The following is a 25,596-nucleotide window of genomic DNA, read 5'->3' as shown; positions in this document are numbered from 1 at the left end:
TGGTTACCGCTGGGCGATGCTCGCGATGTCGAAGACCGGCAGCATCACCGCCAGCACAACGGTCGCCACCACCGCGCCCATCACGACGGTGACGATCGGTTCGACCGCCGAGATCGCCTGTCGGGCGAGCGCCTCGCCCTCTTCTTCGTAGTGGAGTCCCATCATCTGCGTGACATCGCCGAGGCGGCCCGTCCGCTCGGCGGTGGCGATGAGCTCCGCTGCCGAAGGGGGCAGTGCTTCGGCGTCCTGAAGGGCCTCGCTGAGCGCGCGGCCGTTGGTGACCGCCTCTTCGAGCCGGTCGACGAGGCTCTGGAACACGCTGTTCGAGATCGCCTTGCGCAGCAGGCCGAGGCATTCCAGCAGCGGCACGCCGCTCGTTATCAACAGCCCCATCAAACGACACGCCCGCGCGCCGATCAGCGTGCGGGCCAGCGCGCGGAGGCCGGGGCAGCGGAGCACCGCGGTGTCCGACAGCCGGCGGCCCGCCGGGGTCGTCCGGAGCCAGATCAACCCGCCGATAGCGGCCGCGGCCAGCGGCGCCCACACCCACCAGCGTTGGCGGATCTCCTCGGCAAACCCGATCAGCACGCGGGTCACGAGCGGGAGGGTGATCTCGTATTGCTCGAAGATCGACGCGAACCGCGGCAGCACGAAAACGATGAGGATGGCGATCACGGCCGCCGACACGGCCGTGAGCAACACGGGGTAGATGAGCATGCCGCGCAGCGTGCGACGCAGCCGCAGGTCGGCCGACTGCAGCTCGGCGAGCTGCTTGAGGACCTCGGACATCCGGCCCGAGGACTCGCCCGCCGCGATCGTCGCCACGTAAGCGTCGGCGAACAGCGACGGGTGCTTCGCGAGCGCAACCGAGAGGCTCACGCCGCCGAGCACGTCGTTCTGTACCTGATCGAGCGCCGCGCGCAAGGCCGGCTTGTGGCACTGCCGCGTGATCGACTTCAACGCCGAGGACACCGCGACCCCGGCGTTGGTCATCATCGCCAGCTGCGACGTGAGCTGCACCCGCTCTTGCGCAGTGACGCGCCCCCCCAGCGACCAGCGGCGCGGGGTCGGGGCGGGAGGGGCGGCGGCGAGCGGGGCGGGGTTCATCCGGCGGCGGTCGGGGTCATTCAAACAGGGTGACGCGCGCCACCTCTTCGAGGCTGGTCAGTTCGCGGCAGGCGAGGTCGAGGCCGCCGTCGAGCAGCGTGGGGAAGCCCGCTTCGCGGATCCAGTCACGCACCGCTTCGCTCGTCGAGTCGCGGGCGACGAGCCGCCTGAGGTCGGCCTCGGCCGGCAGCACCTCGTACACGCCGGTGCGGCCTCGGTAGCCGGTGTCGTAGCACTCGCGGCACCCTTCGCCGCGGGAGAACTTTCGGTTCGGGTCGCCGGTGTAGTGCATCGCGCGGAGCAACTCGGCCGTCGCGTAGTGCTGCGTGCGGCAGGTGGGGCAGATCGTCCGCACCAGCCGCTGCGCCACGACGCCCACCAGCGCGGCGGCCAGCTTGTAAGGCTCGACCCCCATGTCCACCAGGCGCGTGACGGCGCCGGCCGAGTCGTTGGTGTGCAGCGTGGTCAGCACGAGGTGGCCGGTCAGCGCGGCCTGCACGGCCACCTTGGCGGTCTCGGCGTCGCGGATCTCGCCGATCATCACCACGTCGGGGTCTTGCCGGAGGATTGATCGCAGCGCCGAAGCGAAGGTCAGCTCGCGCACGTTGTCGACCTGGACCTGGTTGACCAGCTCGATCTGATACTCGACCGGGTCCTCGACCGTCACCACGTTCGTGTGGACGGACTTGATCAGCTCCAGCGCGGAGTAGAGCGTCGTGGTCTTGCCGCAGCCCGTCGGCCCGGTGACCAGCACCAGCCCGTACGGGCGCTTGAGCATCTGGCGGATCTCGCCGAGTTGGCGGGCGGGGATGCCGAGCTCGTCGAGGTTGAAGGTCAGCCGCCGCTTGTCGAGCACGCGGAGCACGACCTTCTCGCCGATGACCGTGGGCAGGGTTGACACACGGAGGTCGACTTCCTTGCCGTCGACGATGACCTGGCAGCGGCCGTCCTGCGGCTTGCGTTGCTCGGCGATGTCGAGCTTGGCCATGACCTTGATGCGCGAAACCACGGCCGGGTAGATGTCCCGGCGGGGGCGGATCATCTCGACGAGTTGCCCGTCGATCCGGAACCGCACCACGCCGTGCTTGCGGCTCGGCTCGATGTGGATATCGCTCGCCCCGCGCCGGATCGCCTGCAGGATCAGGTAGTTCACGAGGTTGACGACCGGGCTGCCGCCGACCATGTCTTGCACGGCGGTGAGGTCGATGTCGGTGATGTCCGACTGCAGCTCGACGGCCGACTCGTCCATGTCGGCGGTGACCGAGTCGACCTGGAAGTCCTCCTCGAACGCGCGCCGGATCATCCGATCGATCGACGCCCCGAAGGCGAACACGGGCGAGACGTTCAGGCCGGTGCGGCGTTCGACGAGGTCCAGCCGGTCGAGGTCGCCCGGGTCGTCGATAGCGACGGTGAGCACGCCGCGGACCTTGAACATCGCCAGCACGCCGTGCCGCTCGCAGAAGTCGCGGTCGAGCGTGTGCACGGCGACCGGGTCGATGAGCCCCTCGCGCAGGCGGAGCGCGGGCACGCCCAGCTGCTGCGCGATGTGCGGCAGGAGCTCCTCCTCCGTGGCGACGCCCATCTCGAGCAGCGTCTCGCCCAGCTTCAGCCCCCGCTTGGCTTGCAGCTCGAGGGCCGCCGCCAGGTCCTCGGGTGTGACCAGGTCGGCGCCGACGAGCCGCTGGCCGAGGCGCATCGGCTGCTTCGGCGCGGGTGGCGCCGCCGAGTCGCCGTCGGTCGCGCTGCCGATCGCTTCGGACAACGCGTCGAGCGCCGCGTCGAGGCGCTGCTCGACGGCGTCCCCATCGGTCGTCGGTGGCGCGGCGGTCGGGGTCATTTGGCGAAGTAAGCGACGGCCGACTTGGTCGACTGGAATACCGGGAACTGCGCATCGAGGCCTGTGGCGAGCAATACGTCGTGGCACAGCGGCGACACGCCCGCCAGACAGACCACCCCGCCGGCGCCGAGGGCCCGGTCGCGCAGGTCGAGCAGGGCTTCGCAGCCGGCGCTGTCGATCAGTGGGGTCTCGGCGAGGTCGAGCACCCACTGCGGGCGACCGGGCTCTCGCGCGTCGTCGTACGCGGCGAGCAACTCGCCGCCACTCTCGGCGGTCAACGGGGCGTCGACGCCGACCACGTCGACCGCGCCTTGCCTGGTTCGCTTCATGACGCGGTCCTCCTAACGAACCGGCAGGGTTGCGGTGAACGTGGCGCCCTCGCCGAGGGTGCTCTGGAGCGTGAGGTCGCCGCCGTGGAGCCGCGCGATCTCGCGCGCGAGGGCCAGACCCAGCCCGGTGCCGATCTGGTCCTGCACCTGCGGGTTCTCGCTGCGGAAGAACTTCTCGAAGACCTTCGGGTGTTCCTCGGGCGCGATTCCGACGCCGGTGTCGGTGACGTCGATGGCGATTGCGTCCGCTTCGCGAACGGCGGAGAGCGTCACGGCGCCGCCGTCCGGGGTGTACTTTACGGCGTTGCCGAGCAGGTTGACCAGCATGCCGGAGACCTTGTCCTTGTCGAGCAGCGCCTCGCCGAGCTTCTCGGCGAGCGTGACCTGGAAGGACAACGACTTCTGCGTGGCGAGCGGCTTGACCTTCGCCGCGGCCTCTTCGATCAGGCGCCGGACATCGACGTTCTGCCGCTCAGCGCCTAGCGATCCCACTTCGAGGCTGCTGATCGACAGCAGGTCGTCGACGAAGCGCGACAGGCGCGTGGCCTCGGCGTTGATCGTGTTGCAGAACTCTTTCTGTTGCTCCACGTCCGTCATGGCGCCCATGGCGAGGGTTTCCGCGTAGGCCCTGATGTTGGCCAGCGGCGTGCGCAGCTCGTGGGTGGCCGTGTCGATGAACTGGTCGCGCGACGCCTCGGCCATTTTCTGCTGGGTCACGTCGCGCACGCTCCAGACGGCGCCGGCCGGCTCGCCTTGGATTGGCGCGCGTTCGACGCGCAGCGTGCGGCCGACCGCCCCGAGCGGCAACTCGGCGACGCCCACCGCCGCGAACGCGTCGGCGGCCGCGGGGCACGCCCGGCGGAGCAGCTCTTCGATCGACGCGCCTTCGACTTCGGCGTCGGTCCCCAGCAGGGCCTGGATCGCCCGGTTGGCGAAGTCGATCCGGCCTTCGGCATCGGTCACGGCGACCCCCTCGGGGAGGCTGTCGAGAGCCGCCTTAACGCGGCCGCCGCCCTGTTGGGCGAGCAAAGCGAGTTGGGCCCGCGGCCCCCCGGCCTGCGACCATCTCTCGGCCTCTCGCAGCCGATCGGCGATCCGGTTCCAACCGACCGCGGCGCGGCTCGTGCCGGGGAGCCGATCGGGCTTCGGGGGCTCGCCGTACGGTGCGCACGCGATTCCCTCCAACTGCGACGCCACGCCCGACAGCGGAAGCGTCAGTCGGCGGAGGAACCACGCGCCGAGACCGATTGGGATTAAGCCGGCGGCCAGAGCGGGGGCGGCGGCGGCCGCAAGCCTGGCGAGGGATTGGGGCTCGTGGTCGGCCTGCGCAGCCGTCGGATCCGCGACGAGCCCGGACCGCAGCGTGGCCGCCGCCCCGGTCGCGAAGGCCGCCAACGCGGCGACGCTCGACAGCAGGTGCAGCGCGAGCACGCGGCGTGAAAGGCCGAGCTGTTTGTCAGCGGCGGGCATGCTGGGCGGGTGGTTCGCGGGCCGTTACTGGGGCTGCGCGATCAACCTGTCCGCAACGGCCGTCAGCTCGGTCGGGCTGAACGGCTTGGCGACCATCGCCGCGACCCCCAGCCGCTTCCGCAGGGGCCCAAACTCCAGCTCCAGCCCTTTCGCGGTGAGCAGCACCACGGGCGTGTCGGCGTTGAGGGGTGTTTCGCGCAGGCGTTCGATCAACTCTAGGCCACTCATCCGCGGCATCTGTTGGTCGGTGACAATCAGGTCGAACGACTCGAGCCCCGCGGCTTCGAGGGCCGCGGCGCCGTCGTTCACGCTGACCGCCTCGTAACCCGCGCCGGTGAACGTGAACCCGATGACCCGCCGCAACGCGGCGTTGTCGTCGGCGATCAATACGCGAGGTGAGCGATCTTCCATGGAAAACATCCCGACGGCGAGTGGCGGCTATCAGTACGTCGAGTAAGCGGCGCCGTCGTTGTCGGTCTGAGTCGTATTGACGATGAACTCGCCGGTGTCGGTGAAGTACATCCAGCCGGTCGCCCCATCGGGGGGCGTGCCGGTCGTGGCGGGCGTGACCAGGTTGTCTTGGTTGGTCCCGACGGGGGCGTTGGGGAATTCGCCGCGGATGTAAGTGGCCAGTTCGGCCCGGAAGTCGGCCCCCGTGCCGGTGCACGCGGGCAGCCGCCCCAGTTGCGCGTTGTGCAACTCGATCGCGTCGCGCACGACGGCGAGCGTCTGACGCAGGCCGTTGTCGGTGGCTTGCCCGGCCGTGTCCAACAGACGCGGCGCGGCCACGCCTGCCAGGATGCCGAGGATCAGGATCACGACGACCAGCTCCACAAGGGTGAAGCCCGACTTCGGCTTTCGATTGACGCTTCGCATGACGGTTCTGGGGTGTTGGGCGGTCTTTTAGAAGTCGCTCGAACCAACTCTAGGTCACGCCAGCGGCGCTATGGGGCGGTTCTTCCCAAAGGGGGCGCGGGCGCGACGGTCTCGCACGGGGGAGGTGAGCTACTGTTTCCGACAGAGGCCCCGCCAGCAGCAGCCCGAGCGCGACCGTGCCAACCGCTACAACCCTCTCGACCGCCGCCGACCGACCGCCCGCCCCGCACGTGGCGCTCGCCGAACACCTCGCAGCCGAGCTCGATCAGCCCGCGTGGCTGTTTCGCCGGAGCGGCGAGGGCGAGCGGCCTTGGGCGGCGGTCGCCCTGTCAACCGACCACCCGACCGCACCGGAAGTACCCAGCGGCCTATTAGACGCGGCCTACGAGGACGGATGGGCCGTCGATGCTGCCGAGCAGCGCGGCCCGTTCGTCGCTGCTCGGCTTGCAGAGAACGCCGTCTTCGCGACGCACGGCGGGGCGTCGCCCGAATGGCTCGCGCGTTATTTGGCGGCCGAGGTCGCACGGAAGAACGCGGCGGCCAAGGCCGCCATGCTGCAGGACGAGAACGACTCGTTCGCCGCCCAGCTGACGTCGGACCTCGAAGAGCTGACGTTCTTGCGGTCGATGGTGGCGAAGCTCTCGGCGAGCCGCCCCGACACGCAGCTCGGCGAGCTCATCGACGCCACGCTGCCGGTGCTGAACGCGTCGATCCGCACCGAGTGCCTGGCGTACCTCAAAGCGCCGGACCCGGCCTCGCCGTTCCGGGTCACGCCGGAGTGGGTGGGGGGGCCTTCGCCGTTGCCGGACCCGGTGCTCTTGACGATCGTCGAGCGGTTGGGGCCGGCTGCGAAGGAGCGAACGCTCGTGCGTAATTGGCCAAACAGGCCTGGCTCGGCGATTCATTACGGCGCCGAAGCCGACCGGATCGGAGGAGTCGACTCGGTTGTGCTGACCCCTCTGGAGTGCGGCCCCCGCTTCTTCGGTTGGCTGGCTGCGGTCAACCGGTTGCCCGCCGGCGACGCCACGTGGGCGAGCCCGTGGCAGCTCTCGGGCGACGAGTTCGGCACGGGCGAGGCCTCGCTGCTGGCGACCACCGCGTCGGTCATAGCGACCCACGCGGCGAACCTGGAGCTGCTCCGCGAGAAAGAGTTGCTGATCGTCAGCGTGGTCAAGACGATCGTCTCAGCGATCGAATCGAAAGACCAATACACCCGGGGCCACTCGGACCGGGTCGCGCGCTACGCGCGTCGCTTGGCTTTGGAGCTCGGCTACAACGACGCGGAGGCGGACGAGCTCTACCTCACCGCGTTGCTCCACGACGTCGGCAAGATCGGCGTCCGCGACGCCGTGCTCCAGAAGCCCGGCCGGCTGACCGACGAGGAATTCGCCGAGATCGCTCGCCACCCAGACGAGGGCTGGGCGATCCTCTCGGGCCTCCGCGACTTGGCGTACGTGCTGCCTGGCGTGCTGCACCACCACGAGCGGTGGGACGGCGGCGGGTACCCGGACGGCTTGCAAGGCGAAGCCATCCCCCGCGATGGCCGCGTGTTGGCCGTGGTCGACGCGTTCGACGCGATGACCTCCGACCGACCCTACCGCAGCGGCATGCCGGTAGAGAAAGCCGCGGCGATCATCCGCGAAGGGGCAGGAAGCCAGTGGGACGAGCGCTGCGTCGCCGCGTTTATGGCGTGCTTCGACGACATCCTGCAGATCAAACGCGAGTACAAGCTGCCAGAGCGTGTGGCCCGCCGATCTCTTGCGAGTGGCGCCCTTGCAGCAGCGCCCGAGTAACCGCGGCGGCCCCCTCCGGGGTCAGAGGCCGATCCGACGCCAAGTGCCCGGCAAGAGCCGAACACCTTGTCCAGCGCTGAACCCCGGCGGCGGGTAATAGCTCGCGTAGGGGCGGTACAGCGCCTGCACAATCTTGCTCGACGCCACCTCGACCGAACCTGCGACCACCACGCCATCGATCACGCTGTCGTCGGTAAATCGCAGCGCGCCGGAAACATAGATAAGGCCGTCGATCCGCGAGGGATAGGTATCGAGCGAGTCGATGTCCTCGCCCCCTTCGTAAGGGAATCCGAACGGATTGAAGTTGTAAGGGAAGTTCTCGACGAGCTGCTGGCCGACCAGCGCGTTGCGGAGGTCGACGCTCAGGTTGCCATCGACGAGCAGCGTCGGGTAGTTGAGCGCTTCGGTCTGCAGCAACGACGCGTTCGACACCGCGGTCCCAGGCCCCGCGTTCAGCAAAACCAGCGTGCCGAGCAGCCGCGAGCGGGCGATCGAGAGATCGGCCCCGCCACAGTCGATCCAGTAGATGCCGCGGGGATTCGCCTCGCCGTAGTCGTTGATCGACCGACCCAATCGAGCGTTGTGCAGTTGGTACACGCCCGACGCATCCGGCAGGCTGGTCAGCTCGATCTCCGTTCCGCGGCTCACGTACCAATCGAACACGTGCCCGCCAGGCGACTCCCTGGCCGGGAGCCCTTCGGTCGAAGCGCCGTGGAACGTCCCCCCGTTTATGGTCGAAGCCGACTCGGCGTCGAGGCCGACCGAAGCCGAGTTGGCGGTGACCTCGCCGCCGGCCGAGAGGACACCGTTGCCATTGACTTGCGACGAGTTCGCGAGGGTCGCCGTCGTCGCGGCGTGCATCGTCGCCTCGAGGCACGTCAGGCTGCGACCCGCCGGTTCGATACCCACCTCGACGGCCCAGACCGAGTCGCCGCTGTAGCCGATCGACCTTAGCACGGCGTGGTCGCGGGGGTCGTCGGCCAGGTCGCCATCGGCGTCGGTAACCGACCACCGGAAGCTCCCTCCGCCGGTCGGGTCGGGCAGCACCGCCGCGCTGAGCACGCCGCTAGCGAGGGCCGTGCGCCAATCGGGATGGGAGTTGAGCCAGCCCAACGCGTAGTCGACGCCCGACTCGGCGTGCCGCGCAGCGCGGCGCGAGCCCTCGGCCATGCTCGCCGAGCGCAGCGTCAGCCGCCCGGTGCTCGAAGCGGTGATCGCGATCAACGCGATCACCATGCTCGCTCCGAGCACCGCTATGTAGACCGAGCCCGTCCGCGCGGGGCGCCGTGATCGATGGGCAGCCTTGGCGTTGCTCGTCATTCGCTCGGCTCGTTCACGGTCGAGGCGGTCCGCTCAAGGGGCTGGCCCGCGGCCCGGATCGACGCGGCCAACCCGGTCACCCAAACGCAGTCGAACGCCGGCGCAGCCTCGTGCGCGCCGTGCGGCGAGCAGATCGCGGTCGCCAAGGTGCTCTCGCCCGACGGGCCACTGACCGAGACGATCACCCGCTTCAGGCCATTGTCGCTCCCGCTCGCCCGGAGCCGGCCGGCCCCGTCGGGCTCGACCCCCACCAGCTCAACAGAAACCGAGCGTGTCCAGCCGGCGAACCCCGCCAGAGCGGCGCCGCTGGCGTCCTCCGGCGGCGAGCGCGACCAGCCGTCGAAGTCGTCGACGTCGTCCAGCGACAAGCGGTCGGCCGGCGAGCCGTCCTCGCCCGACTCGACGCCGATCGGCAGCGGCGCGCCGTCGGGGTCCTCATACGGCTGAGCGAGGATCTCGTTCAGCAGCGACTCGGCGAGCGCGTGGGCCTCCACTCGGCTCGCCGCGGCGCGTTGGGTGCTGACCGCCATGCCGAGCGTGGTCAGCGCCGCGCTGAGCACGACGCCGACGATCGCCGTCGACGCGACCACCTCCACCAGCGTAACGCCCCGATGGGGGCGCCGAGAGCAGCGGGCGTTGCGTGTTTTCATAGGGCGGTCAGTCCGAGGCCGGCGCGATCATCACCGTCATGGCGGCGAATTCCTTCTCGCCTGTCAGGGCAAAGAACGATTCGCCCACGACCCCCGCCGGTTTCCATACGCGGTAGCCGCATCCCCCGGAGACCTTCCCGTCCGCGTCGTCCATTAGCACCGGGTCATGCCCGGCCAGCCCCGGCGAGCCGGCCGTGACGTCGCCATCTTTGAACGCGCCGAGCCGGATCGCCAGGCAGTTGTCGAGCGGGCTCATCGCTTGCGGGGCGGCGGGCCATCGAGACTTTCCTGGCGCCGCCGAGTGTGCGGCGATTGGCTCGGCGGGGTCGTGATTCGACACGCGGATGATCCACCCCATCGCGTTGGACTCTGGACCCCAGCCCCACGTGTGTGTCGCCGGTTCGGCGTCGCTGGCGATTCGCCAGTACGCCGCCAGCGCGACGTCGCTGCCGTTCGGTTGCACAGCGATCGGGACCCAATCCCCCATCGCGTAGATGTCGTTCGTGTGCTCGCGGTCGAGCGCCACGGCGGCGACCAACAGGTCACCGGCCGCCGTGTCGGGCGGCGTTTGCACGGTTAGCAGGTTGGTCGGATCGGTCGCCTTCGCGACCGCCGAGACGCCTAGGAAGATCGGCCAAGCGGGTTCCGGCACGACCGTCACGTCGAGCGCAGTGACCGCTCGGGTCAGCGAGCGAAAGTCGACCGAGTCGACGTTCCCGAGCAGCGGCACGCCAGCCCCGCCGTTGATCCGGTGCAAGAGCGGCTCACCGGCGACGCCGGACCACTCGTATCGGAGCGTCTCCGACGAGCCGTCGCCATCGCGGTCGGGGACGTCAAACTCGATCGCTGTCGGGGTCAGCTCGCGAAAGCGGGAGGCCGTCCGCGCGTCGGCCGTGATCCTGGCCAGAGCCTCGTCGACATGAACGACGGAGCTCGCGTCGAGGTCCAACGCGCGGGCCGATACGTACAGCGCGCTCGCCAAGCCCACCATCAGCACGCTCGCCGTCGCCGTGGCGAGCAGCAGCTCGACCAGTGTGTACCCGGCCCTGTGGGTCATGGCGTGACCGACACGGTTCCGATTTGGTTGACCAACACACCGACCGTCGCGCCGCCCAGGGAGAGCACCACCTGCCCGCCGGAGTTAGGGTCGCCGCGGAAGTCGAACGCTATCTCCGCCGCGCCGCCGAAGTCGGCCGAGACCAGATCCACCCCGCCAAGGTCCTCCCACAGCGGCGCGCCCGGCCGGTCTGCCCCCTCAACGGAACGCCCGTCGAGGGTCTGCGACTGGTAGGTATCGGCCACGGGATCGAACGCCAAGCCATGGCTAGCGCCCCGTGATATCGACAGCGACCGCGTGTGCCGGAGGCTGGCGGCGAGCCGCCGCGCGGCCGTGTCGAGCTGAGTAGCGTCGAGCGCCGCCCGGTAGCGCGGCGCCGCAACGCCGGCCAGGATCCCGAGCATTAGCACGACGATTGTCAATTCGATAAGCGTAAAGCCAGCACGCCGTAGTCGCGCGAGCGAGCGGCCCCAGTCCACTGGGCTCGCCGGATTACGCAGCGTGGCGGCGCGGTCTTGCACGGTGTCTTCGGGAATCAAGGAACTACCGCAACGGTAGCCCATCCCGATCCCCACGCGGCCGGCCCAACGCCGCAACCGACGCTCCAAAACCCTCGCAACCCCTACAACCACCCCGCACTGGACTCCCGCGCCGGCGGTCGTAGACTAAGGGACGGTGGCCGGCCCGAAGCCGCCGCCGTCCCCGGGGCTGTAGCTCAGTTGGGAGAGCGCCGCCTTTGCAAGGCGGATGTCGCAGGTTCGAATCCTGTCAGCTCCACTTGATGTAAGTCGCTTTGGCGTGGGACCTTACGGCCCAACCCCCTGACGCTCAGGGGAGCTGCCAGACACTCAAACGCGTGTAGTCACTACACGTTTTGGAGGTCGGTGGCGTGAAGAGTCCCCCCAGAGTTCCCGGCTACAAGCTGCACAAGGCGACCGGACAAGCGTTCGTTCGGCTTGGCAAGCGGTTCGTCTACCTCGGCAAGTACGGGTCGCAAGAAAGCCACGCGAAGTACGCCGACGTGGTCCGGCAGCACCTGCTGGGCCAGCCGGTTGCCGCGCTCCCGCGGCGCCAATCTGAGGTGCCGCCCGCCACTGTCCTGACCGTCCGCGGTCTGGTCGACCGCTACCTGGCTTACGCCCGGTCCTACTACGCGAAGGGCGGCAAGCCCACCGCCGAGTTTGCGAAGTTTGACACGGCCGGCGTCCTCGCGAAAAAGCGATACGGCGAGCTGCCGGCCGAGGACTTCGGACCGCTCTGCCTCGAAGACCTACGCGACGGGATGATCGGCGCGGGGCTCGCTCGCACCACGATCAACGGCCAGACCCGCCGCATCGTGGCCATCTTCAAGTGGGGCGCGGCCAAGCAGTTGGTCTCGGCGGGCGTGCCGCAGGCGTTGGGAATGGTCGCTGGTTTGCGCGCGGGGCGCAGCGAGGCCCGCGAATCCAAGCCCGTTCGCCCCGTGGACGACGCCATCGTCGACGCCACCATCGTGGAGCTTCCCGAGGTCGTCGCCGACATGGTCCGGCTGCAGCGGTACACCGGCGCCCGCCCCGGCGAGGTCTGCAAGCTCAGACCGTGTGACATCGACCGATCCGGCGACGTTTGGCTCTACACGCTGGCCGACCACAAGACGGCCCACCACGGGAAGCGCCGGACGGTGTTCATCGGTCCGCAGGGGCAGGCCGTGCTGCTGAAGTACTTGGCCCGCGCCGCCGACACGTACTGCTTCCGCCCGTGCGACAGCGAAGCCAAGCGCCGAGCGGCGCAGCACGCCGCGAGGACGACACCGTTGTCGTGCGGCAACCGGCCGGGCACGAACACCAAGTCCTCGCCGCTGCGGACCGCTGGGGACCGCTACACGAAAGACTCGTACGCCCGCGCCATCGCCCGCGCCGCCAAGCGGGCGAAGGTCGAGAAGTGGACGCCGAACCAGTTGCGGCACACGTACGCGACGGCCGTTCGCCGCGATCACGGCCTCGAGGCGGCCCAGGTGATGCTTGGCCATTCCGGCGCCAAGGTCACCGAGATTTACGCCGAGCGGGATATGGCGAAGGGCGCCGTCGTGGCGCGGCTGATCGGCTAGAACTACCGTTACTTGCCGGGCGTGGGGTAGCTCCCCGCACAGACCGGCCGGCGTCGCGCACGCATCCTCGCGCGGCTCCGGCCGGTCGGCCCGGCCCTACCGAGGATGCGACGATGGGCGAGAGCGAGAACGGCGAGCCTGTGCGGCCACCGGAGTTTGACCAGTACGGCTTGGAAGACACCGGCATCTACAAGCGATGGAACGGGCCATCGTTCACGGCGCCGGGCATGACGGTCGCCCCGGGCGGCAAGCTTGTTCCGCCTAAGCCATCGCTGTCGCTCGACCTCGAGTTCGTTCGGCAGAAGCTCTCGGAGTACGTGGCCCCCTTCCGGCTCGACAAGGGGCAGATGGGCGCCGGGGAATTGCTCCGGGTCGACTTCGGGGACGGCCCCGACTGGCAACGGTTCGACGACGCGCCGATGGATGAGATCGTCTACACCGCGTTGGTCGCGCTACGGTGCGTCGAACGGGTGGCCTCGGGGCGGTCGATCCTTCACCGGCTCGTTTCAGACAGCCTGCTGCCCGGCGAGGCGTTCTCCCCCGGCGAGGCCGAGCGGTGGCTCGACACGCTGGCACTGGACGCGTGGGAGCTCGGCAAGCTGTGCGAGCGCGTGGGCGTGCTGCCGTTCGAGCCGATGGTGGCGAGTCGGAAGGCCAGCACGAACGGCCTAGCGCAGGCGCGGCGTGCGCGGTCTGACACGAAGAAGAAGAAGCAGAAGCACCAACGGGCGGTGGCCGCACTCGCCGAGGCGCAGCGCGAGTACCCGGATAGGGGTCTCACCGTGCAGAAGGAGAAGGCTGCGAAGTCGCTCGGCATCGGTCGCACGACGCTCGACAAGCACCTGAAGAGCGGCTGAGCGGCAGGAAATACGACTACTTTTGGCAGCACTGATCAGTGTTGCCAAAGCTGAAGGCGACAAGCTCGCCCCCATCTTTACCTTGCTAAGCGTTGGCTTTCCCGCCCCCGTGTAGCGAGGTTTTTTTATGGTCCTGCGAAGCGATTCTGAGCTGCCCGAAGCCGAGAAGCTGGTCCGCGTGCCCGACGCTGTCGAGGCGGCGACCGGCTACCGCCCGACCCCGTCGACCGCCTGGCGGTGGACCAAAAAAGGGGTCCGCGGCATTCGATTAAAGACTGTCGATCTGGGCGGCCGGCCCGTGTCGTGCGAGCGCTGGGCCCGCGAATTCGTCGAGGCGACCACCGCGGCCCGCGACGGCGCCTAACGACAAAGCCCCGCCGGGATTGATTCCGGCGGGGTTCGTTCTGTTCGTGCTCGGCAAAGCGGGACCAACGCGGCGCCGAGCGACCTCCCACACGAAGGAGCTTGTGGTGGTGAGAAATAATCTACCTGCGGCATCGCCAAACGCCAAACGTGTTCTTTTGCGAGGAAGCTGTCGCGACGACCCGGCCGAGCCGAGAGACGCCGCCGATCAGCAGCACGCTCTGGCCGAGTACCTCGCCGCCCCGACGCTCGGCTCGGCCATCGATCGCTGGCTCGCCGAGTCGCGCGGCCGGGGAGGGGGCGCCTGATGGCTGCCAACCGGCAAGAGTGCCCCGACATAGTCACGCCGCCGCGCTTCACATCGCCTGAAGAACTGCGGCTCGTATCGACGATGGTCCGCGAGCCGCGGCACATCGACGACATCGCGAAGCTGGTCCGCCCGACCGACTTCGGCGACTCCGCCCTCCGCGCCGCTTACGAGTCGATCGTGAAGCGGCGCCACGAAGCCGGTGGCGACGGTCAGGCACTCGCCACCCTGGTTCTCGGCGACCTTCGGGACCACCCCACGGCCGATGGCGGCCGGATGCTGTTGGACGACCTGAACCTGGTCGCCACGGCGGCTGACGTGGCCACGTTGGCCGCGGCGGTCCGGGACGCGGCCCTTAAGCGTCGAATCCATGACGCGGCCAGCACGGCCCTCCAGGCAGCCGCCAACGGCCATAGCGGCGAGGAAGTCCTGGCGGACCTCTTCTTGTTCGCCGAGGACGAACTCCGTGGCGCGGAGCGTGGCGACGGGGTCAAGTTCCAACGGATCAGCTGCGCCGAACTGGACCGCGGCGACTACGAACTCGAGTTCCTGATCGACAACATGCTCGTGAAGGGGCAGCCGGGAATCCTCGCCGGGCCTCCGAAGGGGCTAAAGACCGGCGCCGCCGCCGACATGTCGATCAGCCTCACCACGGCCACCCGTTTCTTCGGCCGGTTCGACGTGCCCCGCGTGGTGCGGACCGCCTTTATGTCGGGCGAGTCGGGGCTGTCGGTCCTGCAGGAAACCGCCCGGCGGATCAGCGCCGCCCGCGGCCTCAACCTGGCAGACAACAGCAACCTGATCTGGTCACCCGACCTGCCCCGGTTCGGCAACGTCGAACACGCCGACGCGTTGCGGGCCTTCCTCGAGGAGGACGCCATCGAAGTGCTGATCGTCGACCCCGCCTATCTGTGCCTCCCCGGCGCCGACGCGGGCAACCTCATGATCCAAGGCGAGATGCTGCGGGCCATGAGCCGGCTTTGCGACGAGATCGGCGTCACACTGCTCATCGTGCACCACACAAAGCGGAACACGCTCACCCCTTCCGGGGAGCCGCTCGAGCTGAGCGATATCGCGTGGGCCGGCTTCCCGGAGTTCGCCCGGCAGTGGTGGCTCATCAATCGCCGCGAGCGATACGAGGAAGGCACCGGCGAGCATCGCCTGTGGCTCTCCGTGGGCGGCTCCGCGGGCCACAGCGGCCTCTACGCGGTCGACGTCTCCGAAGGCGTCTGGAACCCCACAGAGCCCCGCTACTGGGACGTGTCGATCCAAAGCGGCAACGCGTTGCTCGCCGAGCAGCGACAAGCCAAGCGCGACGAGAAGTCCCGCGAGCGTGAAGAGAAGGCCGAGGAGAAGCGGGACGCCGACCGCACGAAGGTCTGGGCCGCCATGTGCGAACTGGGCCGCCCGGAGACCACCAGCATCATCGCCGGCGCCGCGCAACTCAATAACGCCCGCACCAAGGCGGCGATCGGGCTGCTCATGACCAACAAGCTCGTCCGAGAGGCCAAAGTCGTCAGGGCAAACAACCAGAGTTATCCGGGCTTCGAACTCACCGAGGAGGGCCGAGGCAATGCCTCCGAAGCAGCCTAACTGTCAGTCGGACTCAGTCGGACTGTCCGAGTGTCCGAGTGGGGGGACACACACACTCGGATGGACCCCTATAGGGGGTCCGAGTCCGAGTGAGTGTGAGTGCCTCTGTGGGGGTCACCCGGACGGGGAGTCTGTCCGAGTGGAGTTGTCCTCTGGCGAGTCGATCCAGGGCGAGAACCATGGTTCTCGGTTCTCGGCGGGAGCCCAACGAGACGAGGCCGCCACGATGAGCAGGACTGACTGGTCTACAGCGCCCACTATCTTCGTTGAGAAGCCAACGTGCCCGCACTGCGGAAGCGCGGCCTACGACCGTGTCCGCACCGTGGCCGGCGGCGACGGCTCGACCACCAAACGCGTGCGCTGCCGCGCGTGCCGCCAACCCTACAAGATTTGCGTCGAGTTGCCCGAACCGGGCGATTCGACTGTGTGGCTGTCGTAGACTCTCGCCATGAACGTGCCCCTCCCCCCGACGCCGCGCCTCCGATCGGTTGGGAATGCCGCGTCGCTCTTGCAGTTGATGCCGCAACGGATCAGCGAGATCGCCGAGCTGCTGGACATCGCGCCGGCTTGGTACGTCAACGGAGTGCCGCACTTCAACGAGGCTGATTTGGAACGAATTGCGACCTACGCCGCCGCCCAACGCCGCGCGGCCGGTCGCTGACCAACCCTTGGGGGCGGCCGCTGGCCCCTGCCGCTTAGTTTGATCGCTCGGGCGGCGGGGCCGGCGGCCTCTGTTGAATCGCATGCACAACATCTACTGGCTTGAGAAGCGCGTCATCGACCTCGAGCAAACCATCGACAAACTCGCCTTCCGGCTCGCCGCGGTCGAAGGGACTCGCGCCGCGCAGCCGGAGGGTGAGCAGCACCGGCGACTCACCGGCGCGGAGGCGGCCCAGGCGTTCGATGAGCTGGTTTGCGACGCCGCGAAGGTGGAGTTTGCCTGCGAGGCGCCCGCCGCTACCGAGCAGCGCGTCCGGAAGAAGCATCCTGAACTTGCTCGGGCTGCCGACGACTATTGGAACCACCGACGCCTGCTGCAGCACGCGCGCGGGTCGGGCAACTACTGATCAGGGGAGCCACATGTCCGCCACAGCAACGAAGAAGGCCGCCGCTACCAAAGCGCCCCCGTCGACCACCGCCCAAGCGCTCGCCGACGAACTGAAGGCCGCGGCGCTGGTGCAGGACGTGATCACGCGCATCGAGCGGCGCGTTGATCGCCTCGACCGTGGCCATGTATCGCTGACCCTCCAGGAGCGTTCGTTGCTCAGGCGCGAGGCGCCGGAAGCCGTCGCCAGCGACGGCGAGCTCCGGCGGACTCTCGCGAAGGCCCGCGCGATCCGCGAGGCCCGCGAGCGGGGCGTGTCACGCCAGGCGATCGCCGCTGCCGAGGCCGCACTCGAAAAGGCCCGCGCGGCCGCTAGTGATACGGCGGCTACGCTTGAGGACCTCGACGTCGGCGACGACACGGCGCCGGCGCTCGAACGGCAGATTGCGAGGTTGACCTCGAAGTACGCCGAGCTCGTCGGCGATGTTCGATCTTGCGAGGCCGAGCTCGGGCGAGCGCGCCGCGACTACGAGTCGCTCCGGGGGAAGGCGCCACAGCCGCTTCAGCGGGCCGTGGGCGACCGCCGCGGGGAAATCAAGGCCGGACCAGCCGGCGATGCCTTCCGCGAGGCGAGAGCGGCTTTGCGGGCCGTGGAGCACGCGGTCCGCGCTTACGACGCCGGCGCGGCCAGGACCCGAGGCATCGACCACGCGTACTGGCGCCGGTACGCGGCCAAGCATCTGCCCGAGTCGATCCTGCCGGCAAGCCGTCACACGACGACACGCCGGGTGGATGAGGCCGCCCTCGCCGACCACATGGAGAAGCAGCGGGCCAAACTACCCGAGTTGCGGCGGGCCATGGCCGACGCGAAGGCCGCCCTCGCCGCTGCGATCATCGAGGCCGAGAAGCCGCTCGACGTCTGGGCGGCAGCCGGCCGTATCGAATTCCCCGCGGCCGGCTGATCGCCCGGCCGACCGCGCAAGCAAAGAGGTCATCATGCTGAGCTCAAGGCAAACCGCCGACGCGACCATCCGCGCGGCCATCGAGAAGAAGGTCAAACAGGTCAAGGACGAGCAGCCTACGCTTCGCCACAATGAGGCCTGGCTGAAGGCCAAGAAGTGGGCCGTGGCCAAGTTCGGCTACGCCCCGGTCGCCAAGATCTTCGGCCTCCCACCGGCGGAAGAGTGAGCCCCTGCCCCCCCGCCCCGGCGTCGCTGTGCTGAAGTGAACCAGCACGCCGCCGGGGCGGTTCGGGGTCGTTTGAACAAGGAAGCCGCCCATGCTCATCAGTCACGACCCCACGAACCTCCTCACGGTCCGCGCCTCTGGCGCCTACGCGCCCGGCCTCCGCGTGAAGTGGAGCAGCACACCCGGCCGGGTCGAGCTCGCTGACGACGAGGCCTGTATCGGCGTGACGAAGACCCGCTCTTATGCGACGGGTGAGAGGATCGTCGTGTACGACATCAAGTCGTGCGGCTCGCTGCCGTTCACGGCGGCGGGGCCCATCGCCAGGGGCGCCGGCTTCACTTCGACCACGGGCGGCAAGGTCGCCAGCGGAGCCGGTGGCAACGAGGACTACGGCATTGCCATGACCGCCGCGGGCGGCGACGGCGCTCAATTCGAAGGGACGAGCGGCAGGTGATGAGCGGGGCCAGGTGCTAACCGTTAGCACCTGATCGCTGGCTTGACTCAAGGCCGAAGCCTAGCGGCACGCGACGTGGTGCCGCGTGAGGCGGCGTCAGGGGCGGCAGGAGGGGCGCCCCCCCCGGGGGTGCGGGTCCTTCCGGCCGGGGAGGGCGCGGGGCAGGCGTAGCCGGCGATCGCAAGGCATTTATTCCCGCACGGCAGACCGATTTCCGGCAGAAAGATCCAAGGCCGTTGTTTCATGCCAAGCCAAACCACCGTTCAGCGTGAGGCCGCTTGGCTGACTCTCGCCGAGCTCGCGAACGTTCTCGACATCAGCCAGCAGCTTGCCCGGCGGGAGCTGCCGCGGCGTGTGCCGGAGTCGGCGATCCGGCGAGGGCGGCCGATGCGGCTGCACGGGCGGACGGCGGTCGAGTGCTACCTGCGGGACCGGCTCGCGCCGCCGCCGGCAGCGTTTGACGGCTTCGACGACCTGTTCGTGGGCGAGCTCGATTGACCCTCGGCAACAACCCGATCCGTCGCCCGAGGAGATCGCCGCAGCGTGCCAGCGGATTCAGGCGAGATGGACGCCGTTCGAGCGGGAGCGCCGGCGCGTGGTTGCCGCGCCGACCTGGGAGCTGCCCGAGGGATTGAGCGCGTCGCCTAACGACGATCGCGAACCAGCCTAAGGGCGCCCGTGCGGCCGATCGCCCCCGTAGTTACCCTGGCGGCCTACTCCCCGCCCTCACGCCAACGCCGACGCCCGCCGCGACCATGGACGCCGACGCCTTCATCGCCCGCTGGAGCGCCTCGGGCGGCTCCGAGCGGAGCAATTACCAGCTCTTCCTCGCCGAGCTGTGCGAGCTGCTCGACGTTGAGCACCCCGACCCGGCCGGCGACGACAACCGCCACAACGCGTACGTGTTCGAGCGGGCGATCACGTTCGACAACCGCGACGGCACGCAGAGCACGAAGTTCGCCGACCTCTACAAGCGGGGCTCGTTCATCTGCGAGACCAAGCAGGGGGTCGAGCGCCGCGACCAAGAAGAGCTGTTCAGCGAGCGGGCCCAAGCCGCTGCTCAGCGCCGCCGCACGGGGCACGGCCGCCGCGGCACGAAGGGGTACGAGCTGACGATGCGCCGCGCGGTCGGCCAAGCGGAGCAGTACGCCCGCCACCTGCCGGCCGACGAGGGACGGCCGCCGTTCCTGATGGTCGTCGACGTGGGGGACCGGATCGAGCTGTACAGCGAGTTCAGCCAGACCGGCGGCGCCTACACCCCGTTCCCCGACGCGCGGTCGCACCGGATCAAGCTGACCGACCTGGCCCAGGAGGAGGTCCGCGACACGCTCCGCCGCGTGTGGACCGACCCGCTGTCGCTCGACCCGTCGCGTCGCAGCGCGAAGGTCACCCGCGACATCGCCGGGGCGCTAGCCAAACTCGCCAAGGCGCTCGAGCAAGCGGGCCACCAGCCCGACCAAGTCGCGCAGTTCCTGATGCGGTGCCTGTTCACGATGTTCGCCGAGGACATCGGGCTGCTGAGCGAGAACAGCTTCCTGGACCTCCTGAAGTCGATCGACGACCCGGCCCACTTCCAGCCGGTGATGCAGTCGCTCTGGCGCACGATGGACGAGGGCGGCTTCTCGACCGACCTGCGGCAGACGCTCAAGCGGTTCAACGGCGGGCTGTTTGCCGAGCAGACCGCGCTGCCGCTCAACCGCGACCAGCTCGACCTGATGATCGAGGCGGCCTCCGCCAAATGGAACGACGTCGAGCCCGCCATCTTCGGCACGCTGCTAGAGCGGGCCCTCGACCCGGTCGAGCGGCACAAGCTGGGCGCCCACTACACGCCCCGGGCGTACGTCGAGCGGCTGGTCGTGCCGACCGTCGTCGAGCCGCTCCGCGAAGAGTGGGACGCCGCGCGGGTCGCCGCGATCACGCTCGCCGAGGAGGGCGACACGAAGGGCGCCGCCGCGGAGCTGACCCGTTTCCACGATCGGCTGTGCGAGGTCCGCGTGCTCGACCCGGCCTGCGGCTCGGGCAACTTCCTGTACGTGGTGCTAGAGCACTTAAAGCGGATCGAGGGGGAGGTGTTCGACGCGTACGACGAGCTCGTCGGCGACCGCCAGATCGCGTTCGACCTCAGCCACACGGTCAACCCCGAGCAGCTCCTCGGCATCGAGATCAACCCCCGCGCCGCGGCGATCGCTGAACTGGTGCTATGGATCGGCTACCTGCAGTGGCACTACCGCACGCGCGGCAAAGTCGATCCGCCCGAGCCGATCATCCGCGACCTGCACAACATCGAGTGCCGCGACGCGGTCCTCGCGTACGACCACCAAGAGGTGTTGTTCGACGAAAAGACCGGCGAGCGGCTGACGATCTGGGATGGGCGGACGACGAAGCCCAGTCCGGTGACGGGCCGCGAAGTGCCTGACGAATCCGCACGCGTGCCGCAGTATAGGTACATCAACCCGCGAAAAGCGATGTGGCCGGCGGCAGAGTTCGTCGTGGGAAATCCACCGTTTATCGGTACTCGCAGGATGCGGCTGACGCTTGGGGATGGATACGTCGACGCATTAGTGGGAGCGTGGCCGAAAATGCCAGAGAATGCCGATTACGTCATGTTCTGGTGGCACCATGCGGCAACGCTTCTCCAGCATAGCGAGCTAGCAAGGTTCGGCTTCATTACGACGAACAGCTTTTCCCAGTCATTCAACAGGGCAGCGGTGCGTCCGTTCCTCGAAGCCGATAATCGCGTAAGCATCGTCTTCGCCATCCGGGACCATCCCTGGATTGACTCTGCCGACGGGGCAGGCGTGCGAGTCGCGATGACGGTTGCAGAGGCGGGCGAACATAACGGACTTCTCGCCGAGCAATGCAGCGAACTCAAAACACAAGAAGGGGCGACTACAGAGTTAGAGTTTCGGTTAGGCAAGATAACTTCTGACTTGCGCATCGGAGTTTCGCCTGCCTCTGCCGTCCCACTACGAAGTAACCAGGGCGTCGCATTCTGGGGCACGAAATTCTATGGCGACGGATTCATCGTATCCGCACCCTTTGCAGAAGAACTGAGGGAGAAGCAATCGGGCCGCACCATTGCTCGCTCATTTGTGAGTGGCCGCGATCTGACGGGCGTACCGCGACGCCTGATGTGCCTAGATTGCGATGGGCTGGATGAGTCGACCTTGAGGACTAACTACCCGGCTTCGTATCAGCACCTACTCGACACCGTCAAACCTGTGCGGCAGCACAACCGCCGTGCGTTCAAGCGCGAGCGTTGGTGGATTTTCGGTGAGAATCAGCCGGGGATGCGCTCGGCCGTCGATGGCATCACACGCTTCGTGGCAACGACTGAGACGGCCAAGCATCGGGTCTTCCAAAATTTCGATAGCAGCATCCTTGCCGAGGGAACCGTAGCGGTCATAGCGCTTGAAGATCATTGGTACTTGGGCGTTCTTTCTAGCCGGGTTCATTCGATCTGGTCATTGGCAGCAGGTGGCACGCTTGAAAGCCGCCCTCGCTACAACAAAACCGTGTGCTTTGAGCCCTTCCCGTTTCCCAAGGCCAGTGTGCCGCTACGCGATCGGATTGGCGACCTCGCAGAGCAACTCGACGCGCACCGCAAGGCCCGCCAAGCCGAGCACCCGAAACTCACGATGACCGGCATGTACAACGTGCTGGAGAAGCTCCGCAGCGGCGAGGACCTGACCGACAAGGAACGGACGATCCACGAGCAGGGTCTCGTCAGCGTGCTCCGGCAGATCCACGACGACCTCGACGCGGCCGTCGCCGAGGCATACGGCTGGCCGGTCGACCTGTCCGACGAGGAGATCCTCGAGCGCCTCGTCGCGCTGAACCACGAGCGGGCCGAGGAAGAGAAGCGCGGCCTGGTGCGCTGGCTCCGCCCCGAGTACCAGAACCCGGACGGGGTTACCCAGAAGGCGGCCGAGCTGGCGGACGACGCGCCCGCCAAGACGAAGGCGACCGCCAAGGTCAAGAAGCGCCCCTGGCCCAAGACGCTCGCCGAGCAGGCAGCCGCCGTCGGCGCCGTGCTGGCGACCCTCGGCGAGCCGGCCGACGAGGCCGACATCGCCAAGGCGTTCACCCGCGCCAAGAAAGACCGCATCGCCGAGCTGCTGGCGACCCTCGCCGCGATCGGCAAGGCCCGCGTGCTCGACGACGGGCGGTTCGTGGCGGCTTGAGCGGGCGGGGCAGCACTCATCCGGCGACCGTCTCGCCGACCGGCCGCCGCGCTCGGCGTACCGAGTCCACCTTGCGACAAGGAGCCCCCGATGTCCGACCTCGGCATTCAACTCGACCGTCTCTACTTCCGCGAGGAGATCGCGAAGCTGTGGGGAGGCCCCGATGAGGGCCAAGCCTGCACCCGCTGGTTTCGCGACAACTTCACCCGCAAGGGCTTGAAGACGATGCGGGTGAGCCACCGGACCGTCGTGCACGGGCGCGAGCTCTCGGAGTGGGTGCTCAGGAACTCGGCGGTGAGCATGGCGACGGCCTTGTCCTGGTTGGCCTCGCTTAGCTGACACCACGCTGTCGACGGGGGGGCGCGTTGGTAGAGAGTCGGGTGAACACGGTGGCATCGTGCTACCGCGGCGCCTTGGCTCGCATGCCCGCACGGGCGAGACTGATCGGCCACCAGCCCGGCGGCTGGAGAACGCCGCTTGCAAATCGGCAGGTCCTTCGCGAAATCTGGGCTTTAATCGAGGCAAGGTGCACCGCCGTGGCTGTTCCCGACTTCCAGACTTTGATGCTTCCGCTGCTCGCTCACGCTGCGGATGGAGACGAGCACACGATCTCCGGATGCCGCGACGTCTTGGCCGACAGGCTCAACCTGACAGAAGAGGAGCGGTCCCGCGATCGCATGAGGGCCGTTTGCCATAGTGTGTAGTCCTACACACTTTTTGGGCGAAGTCGGCGGCAAAGGTCTGCGAAAACGCGAGAAGCGTTGCAAGGCGGCCCGCCGAAATACTACTATCTACGCCGTCCCATTCGTTTACACGCGTAGTGTCTGTTCGCACGCTTCAGTGCCTTTGCAAGGCGGATGTCGCAGGTTCGAATCCTGTCAGCTCCACTTGTTGTAAGTCGCTTCGGCGTGGGACCTTACGGCCCAACCCCCTGACGGTCAGGGGAGCTGCCGGCGAGCTCGATGAGGGGCACACCGTACCCCCGAAATGGGGTTCCAGCACGGCAGCGACTCGCGCTAACGAGCGGCGTGTCTCCTCCTGCTCTGTTCATCAAGCCGGTGGCCTCGCCTGTTGCAAGGTCGATCGATGGCCAACGGGTCTGCCTTGGCGAGTACGCTTGGCCGGAAAGCCAAGAGGCCTACGCCCGCGTCGTCGCCGGCGCTCCAGTGACGAACGCCGCGGTCAAGAGCAGGACGGCCACCGGCGCGGCGCCCGGCGTGACGACCAAGCGGTTGGCGGCGAAGTACCTCGAGCGGGCTCTCCCCATCACCAGGGTTCCGCTCCGAGTTCGCACGCGCTGGGCCGCTTCAGAACCACGTGCTCCGCAGGAAGAACCGCAGCATTGCGGCCGAGACCGCGAAGCAGCTCAGCAGCATGGCTAACATCCAAGCGTTGGATTCAAACGGCAGCGCTTCGGAGTTCTGGCCGAAGAAGGGGTTCGGCAGAAAGGGGCTTCGTCGTAGTGGCCGGAGGCGATTCCCGCTGAGGCCAACCGAGGCAGCCGCTCAACCGGAGGGCGCCGCGCTGCTGCGGTAACAGGGCAACGAACAGCGGATCCTCGTCCCCGTGGCCGCGTTGCTCTGCACGGTGACCGTACCGGAGTGGCCGCGGATGATGCGGAGAACCGAGGGCATGCCGAGGCCGCGGCCGTCGGCCTTCGTCGTGAAGCCGACGTCGAAGAGGTTCTGCCGGGTTTCCGCCGTCATTCCGCAGCCCGAGTCGCAGACCTCGAAGTAGACGGCGTCGCCGTCGAACTCCGCGCCGGGCAGGCCGGCGCCGTCTTCCTCGTGCCCCTTGCGCCGCAGCACGCCGGTGCGGAGCGTGATCGCCCCCCCGCCGTCGCGCTGGTGCGCCGTGGCGGCGTGGTTCGCGTTCTTGACCAGCTCGAGGATCACCTCGCGGAGCTGGCTCTCGTTCGCCATCACGAGCGGCAGGTCGTGGGCCAGGTCGACGACGAGCCGCACCTGCTTCGCCACGACCGATCGGAGCACCGGCAGCGCGCGGTTGACCACGCCGTTCACGTCCGACACGCCAAAAGGAATCGCCGCCGCGCGTGCGCCGCCGAGCTCGCTTTGCAGCTGTTGGCACAGCTCGACCGCGTGCCTGGCCGCTTCGCGCAGCCCGCGCGCGTCGTCGCGCACCGGCGTGTTGTCCTCGGCGGTCTCTTCCAAGAGCTGGGCCATCGAGCAGATCGCTCCCAGCTCGTTGGCGAGATCGTGCGCAAGCTGCCGGCAGACGGTGTTCACCGGCGGGCCGCCGATGGTCGGGGGCCGCGGGTTTTCCATCGCGAAGCGTTCCGCGTTGCGCATTTCGAGTAACGACTCCATGAGTTTTCCTGTTGGGTTGCCCACAGCGTTAGCCGATCCTTGCCGCGTCCAGGCGGGCGAGCAGTCGCTCCGCGCGGTCCATCGCCGAAAGGCTGTTGCGGCCGTCCATCTGGCGGACGACGAACTCCCGATGGCAGCTCGGGCACTCGACGGCGCGGCCCAGGTTGCGGAGCCGCACCCTCAGTTTCCGGCCGCAGGTAGAGCACTCGCACGGCATGTAGGTCGGCACGACCACCGCCGTGCCGGTCCCCTGTCGCCCTACCCCGGCGATCGGGGTGCGGAGCATCGGCGCGCTCGTCGGGGCGGCTGCGTGGTGGAGCATCCTGGTTGCCCTCACGTTTGGGGTTCTTCGATCGCCGCGCGACGCGGCTCGACGCCGAGAAGGGGCACACGACGGCGGAGTCGCCGCGGGTGGGGCGCCGCTTTAGAAGCAGCCGTTCCGGATTTCCTCGGCGAGCAGTTGCTTGAGCTGCCGCACGTTCTCAAGCTCTTGCTCTTTCTGTTGGCGCCAGAAGTTGCCGAGGCTCTCTCGCCAGTCCGCGTTCTCGATGTACTGGTCGTACCGCCAGAGGTTGTCCAGGCGGCGGCTCAGTTCGTGGACGAGGTCGTGGTCGTGGTTGGCGCAGCCTTGGGTCTCTCCCAAGTGCTCGAGTTGCTTTTCCGAAGCTAAAGCCATGGGTCTCCTTCCTCCTCTTTGCTCTTTGAAATTGATCCAATCAATCCACCCCGACGGCGTCTGTCGCCGGAGAGTCC

29 protein-coding genes and 1 tRNA gene are annotated in these 25,596 nt (G+C 68.2%); 16 read left to right on the top strand and 14 right to left on the bottom strand.

Translation table 11 applies throughout. From position 1 onward, the window contains the following. Positions 1–3: 3 nt before the first annotated feature. The 6 genes from RIC11_RS07295 to RIC11_RS07270 are packed head-to-tail and all read right to left on the bottom strand — an operon-like array spanning position 4 to position 5,619. The gene (locus tag RIC11_RS07295; RefSeq protein ID WP_350209826.1) at positions 4–1,107 is read right to left on the bottom strand and encodes a type II secretion system F family protein; all 1,104 of its coding nucleotides are present in this window, start codon (positions 1,105–1,107) and stop codon (positions 4–6) included. 16 nt (positions 1,108–1,123) lie between these two features. After that, positions 1,124–2,944 carry a GspE/PulE family protein gene (locus RIC11_RS07290; protein WP_350209824.1) on the bottom strand — a complete coding sequence of 607 codons (1,821 nt, stop codon included), beginning with the start codon at positions 2,942–2,944 and terminating at the stop codon, positions 1,124–1,126. After that, the gene (locus RIC11_RS07285; protein ID WP_350209822.1) at positions 2,941–3,273 is read right to left on the bottom strand and encodes an STAS domain-containing protein; all 333 of its coding nucleotides are present in this window, start codon (positions 3,271–3,273) and stop codon (positions 2,941–2,943) included. The genes RIC11_RS07290 and RIC11_RS07285 overlap by 4 nt, the downstream gene beginning before the upstream one ends. Before the next feature lie 12 nt (positions 3,274–3,285). Then, a complete protein-coding gene (locus RIC11_RS07280; RefSeq protein WP_350209821.1) occupies positions 3,286–4,743 on the bottom strand; it encodes a sensor histidine kinase in 1,458 nt (485 codons plus the stop codon). Positions 4,744–4,767: 24 nt separating this feature from the next. Then, a complete protein-coding gene (locus tag RIC11_RS07275) occupies positions 4,768–5,154 on the bottom strand; it encodes a response regulator (RefSeq protein ID WP_350209819.1) in 387 nt (128 codons plus the stop codon). 30 nt (positions 5,155–5,184) lie between these two features. Continuing rightward, positions 5,185–5,619, bottom strand: a complete 435-nt coding sequence (locus tag RIC11_RS07270) for a type II secretion system protein (RefSeq protein ID WP_350209817.1) — start codon at positions 5,617–5,619, stop codon at positions 5,185–5,187. A gap of 176 nt (positions 5,620–5,795) precedes the next feature. On the opposite strand from RIC11_RS07270, the gene RIC11_RS07265 reads away from it, so the two are divergent. Beyond that, positions 5,796–7,412 (top strand): HD-GYP domain-containing protein, encoded by a 1,617-nt coding sequence (locus RIC11_RS07265; protein ID WP_350209815.1) that lies wholly within the window; start codon positions 5,796–5,798, stop codon positions 7,410–7,412. Between the two features lie 21 nt (positions 7,413–7,433). On the opposite strand, the gene RIC11_RS07260 is transcribed toward RIC11_RS07265, so the two are convergent. Genes RIC11_RS07260 through RIC11_RS07245 form a run of 4 tightly spaced genes read right to left on the bottom strand, consistent with a single transcriptional unit; the run spans position 7,434 to position 10,960 of the window. Further along, a complete protein-coding gene (locus RIC11_RS07260; RefSeq protein WP_350209813.1) occupies positions 7,434–8,732 on the bottom strand; it encodes a hypothetical protein in 1,299 nt (432 codons plus the stop codon). Beyond that, positions 8,729–9,382, bottom strand: coding sequence for a prepilin-type N-terminal cleavage/methylation domain-containing protein (locus RIC11_RS07255; protein ID WP_350209809.1), 654 nt, complete (start codon positions 9,380–9,382; stop codon positions 8,729–8,731). Before RIC11_RS07255 ends, RIC11_RS07260 begins: the two co-directional genes overlap by 4 nt. Before the next feature lie 7 nt (positions 9,383–9,389). Then, positions 9,390–10,439: a PilW family protein gene (locus RIC11_RS07250; protein ID WP_350209807.1), complete on the bottom strand. Its 1,050-nt coding sequence runs from the start codon at positions 10,437–10,439 to the stop codon at positions 9,390–9,392. Beyond that, the gene (locus tag RIC11_RS07245) at positions 10,436–10,960 is read right to left on the bottom strand and encodes a GspH/FimT family pseudopilin (RefSeq protein ID WP_350209805.1); all 525 of its coding nucleotides are present in this window, start codon (positions 10,958–10,960) and stop codon (positions 10,436–10,438) included. The genes RIC11_RS07250 and RIC11_RS07245 overlap by 4 nt, the downstream gene beginning before the upstream one ends. 183 nt (positions 10,961–11,143) lie before the next feature. Between RIC11_RS07245 and RIC11_RS07240 the strand changes: the two genes are divergently transcribed. The 15 genes from RIC11_RS07240 to RIC11_RS20710 all read left to right on the top strand — a co-directional run bounded on the left by RIC11_RS07240 (position 11,144) and on the right by RIC11_RS20710 (position 23,220). Then, a tRNA-Ala gene (locus RIC11_RS07240) sits at positions 11,144–11,216 on the top strand. A gap of 112 nt (positions 11,217–11,328) precedes the next feature. After that, a complete protein-coding gene (locus tag RIC11_RS07235; RefSeq protein WP_350209803.1) occupies positions 11,329–12,525 on the top strand; it encodes a tyrosine-type recombinase/integrase in 1,197 nt (398 codons plus the stop codon). Positions 12,526–12,638: 113 nt separating this feature from the next. Then, positions 12,639–13,382 (top strand): MalT transcriptional regulator family protein, encoded by a 744-nt coding sequence (locus RIC11_RS07230; protein WP_350209802.1) that lies wholly within the window; start codon positions 12,639–12,641, stop codon positions 13,380–13,382. Between the two features lie 127 nt (positions 13,383–13,509). Further along, positions 13,510–13,746 (top strand): DUF1580 domain-containing protein, encoded by a 237-nt coding sequence (locus RIC11_RS07225; RefSeq protein WP_350209800.1) that lies wholly within the window; start codon positions 13,510–13,512, stop codon positions 13,744–13,746. Between the two features lie 157 nt (positions 13,747–13,903). Next, on the top strand, positions 13,904–14,053 hold the full coding sequence (locus tag RIC11_RS07220) for a hypothetical protein (protein ID WP_350209799.1): 150 nt from the start codon (positions 13,904–13,906) through the stop codon (positions 14,051–14,053). Beyond that, positions 14,053–15,645: an AAA family ATPase gene (locus RIC11_RS07215; protein WP_350209797.1), complete on the top strand. Its 1,593-nt coding sequence runs from the start codon at positions 14,053–14,055 to the stop codon at positions 15,643–15,645. Before RIC11_RS07220 ends, RIC11_RS07215 begins: the two co-directional genes overlap by 1 nt. Before the next feature lie 448 nt (positions 15,646–16,093). Next, entirely contained in the window at positions 16,094–16,306 is a 213-nt protein-coding gene (locus RIC11_RS07210; protein ID WP_350209795.1) for a hypothetical protein, read from the top strand. Between the two features lie 82 nt (positions 16,307–16,388). Continuing rightward, complete coding sequence (locus RIC11_RS07205; RefSeq protein ID WP_350209793.1) at positions 16,389–16,712, top strand: hypothetical protein; 324 nt, start codon at positions 16,389–16,391, stop codon at positions 16,710–16,712. Positions 16,713–16,725: 13 nt separating this feature from the next. Beyond that, positions 16,726–17,652 (top strand): hypothetical protein, encoded by a 927-nt coding sequence (locus RIC11_RS07200; RefSeq protein WP_350209791.1) that lies wholly within the window; start codon positions 16,726–16,728, stop codon positions 17,650–17,652. Between the two features lie 34 nt (positions 17,653–17,686). Beyond that, the gene (locus tag RIC11_RS07195) at positions 17,687–17,878 is read left to right on the top strand and encodes a hypothetical protein (protein ID WP_350209790.1); all 192 of its coding nucleotides are present in this window, start codon (positions 17,687–17,689) and stop codon (positions 17,876–17,878) included. Between the two features lie 91 nt (positions 17,879–17,969). Further along, a complete protein-coding gene (locus tag RIC11_RS07190; RefSeq protein WP_350209788.1) occupies positions 17,970–18,332 on the top strand; it encodes a hypothetical protein in 363 nt (120 codons plus the stop codon). Positions 18,333–18,575: 243 nt separating this feature from the next. Further along, the gene (locus RIC11_RS07185) at positions 18,576–18,830 is read left to right on the top strand and encodes a hypothetical protein (protein ID WP_350209787.1); all 255 of its coding nucleotides are present in this window, start codon (positions 18,576–18,578) and stop codon (positions 18,828–18,830) included. Between the two features lie 257 nt (positions 18,831–19,087). Continuing rightward, complete coding sequence (locus RIC11_RS07180) at positions 19,088–22,516, top strand: class I SAM-dependent DNA methyltransferase (RefSeq protein WP_350209785.1); 3,429 nt, start codon at positions 19,088–19,090, stop codon at positions 22,514–22,516. A gap of 90 nt (positions 22,517–22,606) precedes the next feature. After that, entirely contained in the window at positions 22,607–22,855 is a 249-nt protein-coding gene (locus RIC11_RS07175) for a hypothetical protein (protein WP_350209784.1), read from the top strand. Between the two features lie 83 nt (positions 22,856–22,938). Continuing rightward, on the top strand, positions 22,939–23,220 hold the full coding sequence (locus tag RIC11_RS20710) for a winged helix-turn-helix domain-containing protein (protein ID WP_502879381.1): 282 nt from the start codon (positions 22,939–22,941) through the stop codon (positions 23,218–23,220). 434 nt (positions 23,221–23,654) lie between these two features. Here the strand turns inward: RIC11_RS20710 and RIC11_RS07170 are convergent, their stop codons facing one another. The 4 genes from RIC11_RS07170 to RIC11_RS07155 form a co-directional block, all read right to left on the bottom strand. After that, positions 23,655–23,783: a hypothetical protein gene (locus tag RIC11_RS07170; RefSeq protein WP_350209782.1), complete on the bottom strand. Its 129-nt coding sequence runs from the start codon at positions 23,781–23,783 to the stop codon at positions 23,655–23,657. Positions 23,784–24,021: 238 nt separating this feature from the next. After that, positions 24,022–24,843, bottom strand: coding sequence for an ATP-binding protein (locus RIC11_RS07165; protein WP_350209780.1), 822 nt, complete (start codon positions 24,841–24,843; stop codon positions 24,022–24,024). A gap of 28 nt (positions 24,844–24,871) precedes the next feature. Next, a complete protein-coding gene (locus tag RIC11_RS07160; RefSeq protein WP_350209778.1) occupies positions 24,872–25,165 on the bottom strand; it encodes a hypothetical protein in 294 nt (97 codons plus the stop codon). 102 nt (positions 25,166–25,267) lie between these two features. Continuing rightward, positions 25,268–25,519 carry a hypothetical protein gene (locus tag RIC11_RS07155; protein ID WP_350209776.1) on the bottom strand — a complete coding sequence of 84 codons (252 nt, stop codon included), beginning with the start codon at positions 25,517–25,519 and terminating at the stop codon, positions 25,268–25,270. Between the last annotated feature and the right edge of the window lie 77 nt (positions 25,520–25,596).

Origin of the sequence: Botrimarina sp. (genome assembly GCF_040219535.1) — a bacterium.
Taxonomy (GTDB): Bacteria; Planctomycetota; Planctomycetia; order Pirellulales; family Lacipirellulaceae; genus Botrimarina.
This window is presented reverse-complemented; position numbering and strand designations above follow the sequence as displayed.

What these genes read in the sequence shown, in the direction of transcription:
- RIC11_RS07275 (WP_350209819.1), bottom strand. Translation starts at nt 5,154, where the DNA reads ATGGAAGATCGCTCACCTCGCGTATTGATCGCCGACGACAACGCCGCG.
- RIC11_RS07190 (WP_350209788.1), top strand. Translation starts at nt 17,970, where the DNA reads ATGCTCATCAGTCACGACCCCACGAACCTCCTCACGGTCCGCGCCTCT.
- RIC11_RS07200 (WP_350209791.1), top strand. Translation starts at nt 16,726, where the DNA reads ATGTCCGCCACAGCAACGAAGAAGGCCGCCGCTACCAAAGCGCCCCCG.
- RIC11_RS07225 (WP_350209800.1), top strand. Translation starts at nt 13,510, where the DNA reads ATGGTCCTGCGAAGCGATTCTGAGCTGCCCGAAGCCGAGAAGCTGGTC.
- RIC11_RS07175 (WP_350209784.1), top strand. Translation starts at nt 22,607, where the DNA reads ATGTCCGACCTCGGCATTCAACTCGACCGTCTCTACTTCCGCGAGGAG.
- RIC11_RS07205 (WP_350209793.1), top strand. Translation starts at nt 16,389, where the DNA reads ATGCACAACATCTACTGGCTTGAGAAGCGCGTCATCGACCTCGAGCAA.
- RIC11_RS07165 (WP_350209780.1), bottom strand. Translation starts at nt 24,843, where the DNA reads ATGGAGTCGTTACTCGAAATGCGCAACGCGGAACGCTTCGCGATGGAA.
- RIC11_RS07270 (WP_350209817.1), bottom strand. Translation starts at nt 5,619, where the DNA reads ATGCGAAGCGTCAATCGAAAGCCGAAGTCGGGCTTCACCCTTGTGGAG.
- RIC11_RS07255 (WP_350209809.1), bottom strand. Translation starts at nt 9,382, where the DNA reads ATGAAAACACGCAACGCCCGCTGCTCTCGGCGCCCCCATCGGGGCGTT.
- RIC11_RS07170 (WP_350209782.1), bottom strand. Translation starts at nt 23,783, where the DNA reads ATGGGGAGAGCCCGCTCGAGGTACTTCGCCGCCAACCGCTTGGTCGTC.
- RIC11_RS07185 (WP_350209787.1), top strand. Translation starts at nt 18,576, where the DNA reads ATGCCAAGCCAAACCACCGTTCAGCGTGAGGCCGCTTGGCTGACTCTC.
- RIC11_RS07285 (WP_350209822.1), bottom strand. Translation starts at nt 3,273, where the DNA reads ATGAAGCGAACCAGGCAAGGCGCGGTCGACGTGGTCGGCGTCGACGCC.
- RIC11_RS07250 (WP_350209807.1), bottom strand. Translation starts at nt 10,439, where the DNA reads ATGACCCACAGGGCCGGGTACACACTGGTCGAGCTGCTGCTCGCCACG.
- RIC11_RS07210 (WP_350209795.1), top strand. Translation starts at nt 16,094, where the DNA reads ATGAACGTGCCCCTCCCCCCGACGCCGCGCCTCCGATCGGTTGGGAAT.
- RIC11_RS07260 (WP_350209813.1), bottom strand. Translation starts at nt 8,732, where the DNA reads ATGACGAGCAACGCCAAGGCTGCCCATCGATCACGGCGCCCCGCGCGG.
- RIC11_RS07290 (WP_350209824.1), bottom strand. Translation starts at nt 2,944, where the DNA reads ATGACCCCGACCGCCGCGCCACCGACGACCGATGGGGACGCCGTCGAG.
- RIC11_RS07155 (WP_350209776.1), bottom strand. Translation starts at nt 25,519, where the DNA reads ATGGCTTTAGCTTCGGAAAAGCAACTCGAGCACTTGGGAGAGACCCAA.
- RIC11_RS07180 (WP_350209785.1), top strand. Translation starts at nt 19,088, where the DNA reads ATGGACGCCGACGCCTTCATCGCCCGCTGGAGCGCCTCGGGCGGCTCC.
- RIC11_RS07230 (WP_350209802.1), top strand. Translation starts at nt 12,639, where the DNA reads ATGGGCGAGAGCGAGAACGGCGAGCCTGTGCGGCCACCGGAGTTTGAC.
- RIC11_RS07215 (WP_350209797.1), top strand. Translation starts at nt 14,053, where the DNA reads ATGGCTGCCAACCGGCAAGAGTGCCCCGACATAGTCACGCCGCCGCGC.
- RIC11_RS07195 (WP_350209790.1), top strand. Translation starts at nt 17,687, where the DNA reads ATGCTGAGCTCAAGGCAAACCGCCGACGCGACCATCCGCGCGGCCATC.
- RIC11_RS07160 (WP_350209778.1), bottom strand. Translation starts at nt 25,165, where the DNA reads ATGCTCCACCACGCAGCCGCCCCGACGAGCGCGCCGATGCTCCGCACC.
- RIC11_RS07295 (WP_350209826.1), bottom strand. Translation starts at nt 1,107, where the DNA reads ATGAACCCCGCCCCGCTCGCCGCCGCCCCTCCCGCCCCGACCCCGCGC.
- RIC11_RS20710 (WP_502879381.1), top strand. Translation starts at nt 22,939, where the DNA reads ATGCCCGCACGGGCGAGACTGATCGGCCACCAGCCCGGCGGCTGGAGA.
- RIC11_RS07280 (WP_350209821.1), bottom strand. Translation starts at nt 4,743, where the DNA reads ATGCCCGCCGCTGACAAACAGCTCGGCCTTTCACGCCGCGTGCTCGCG.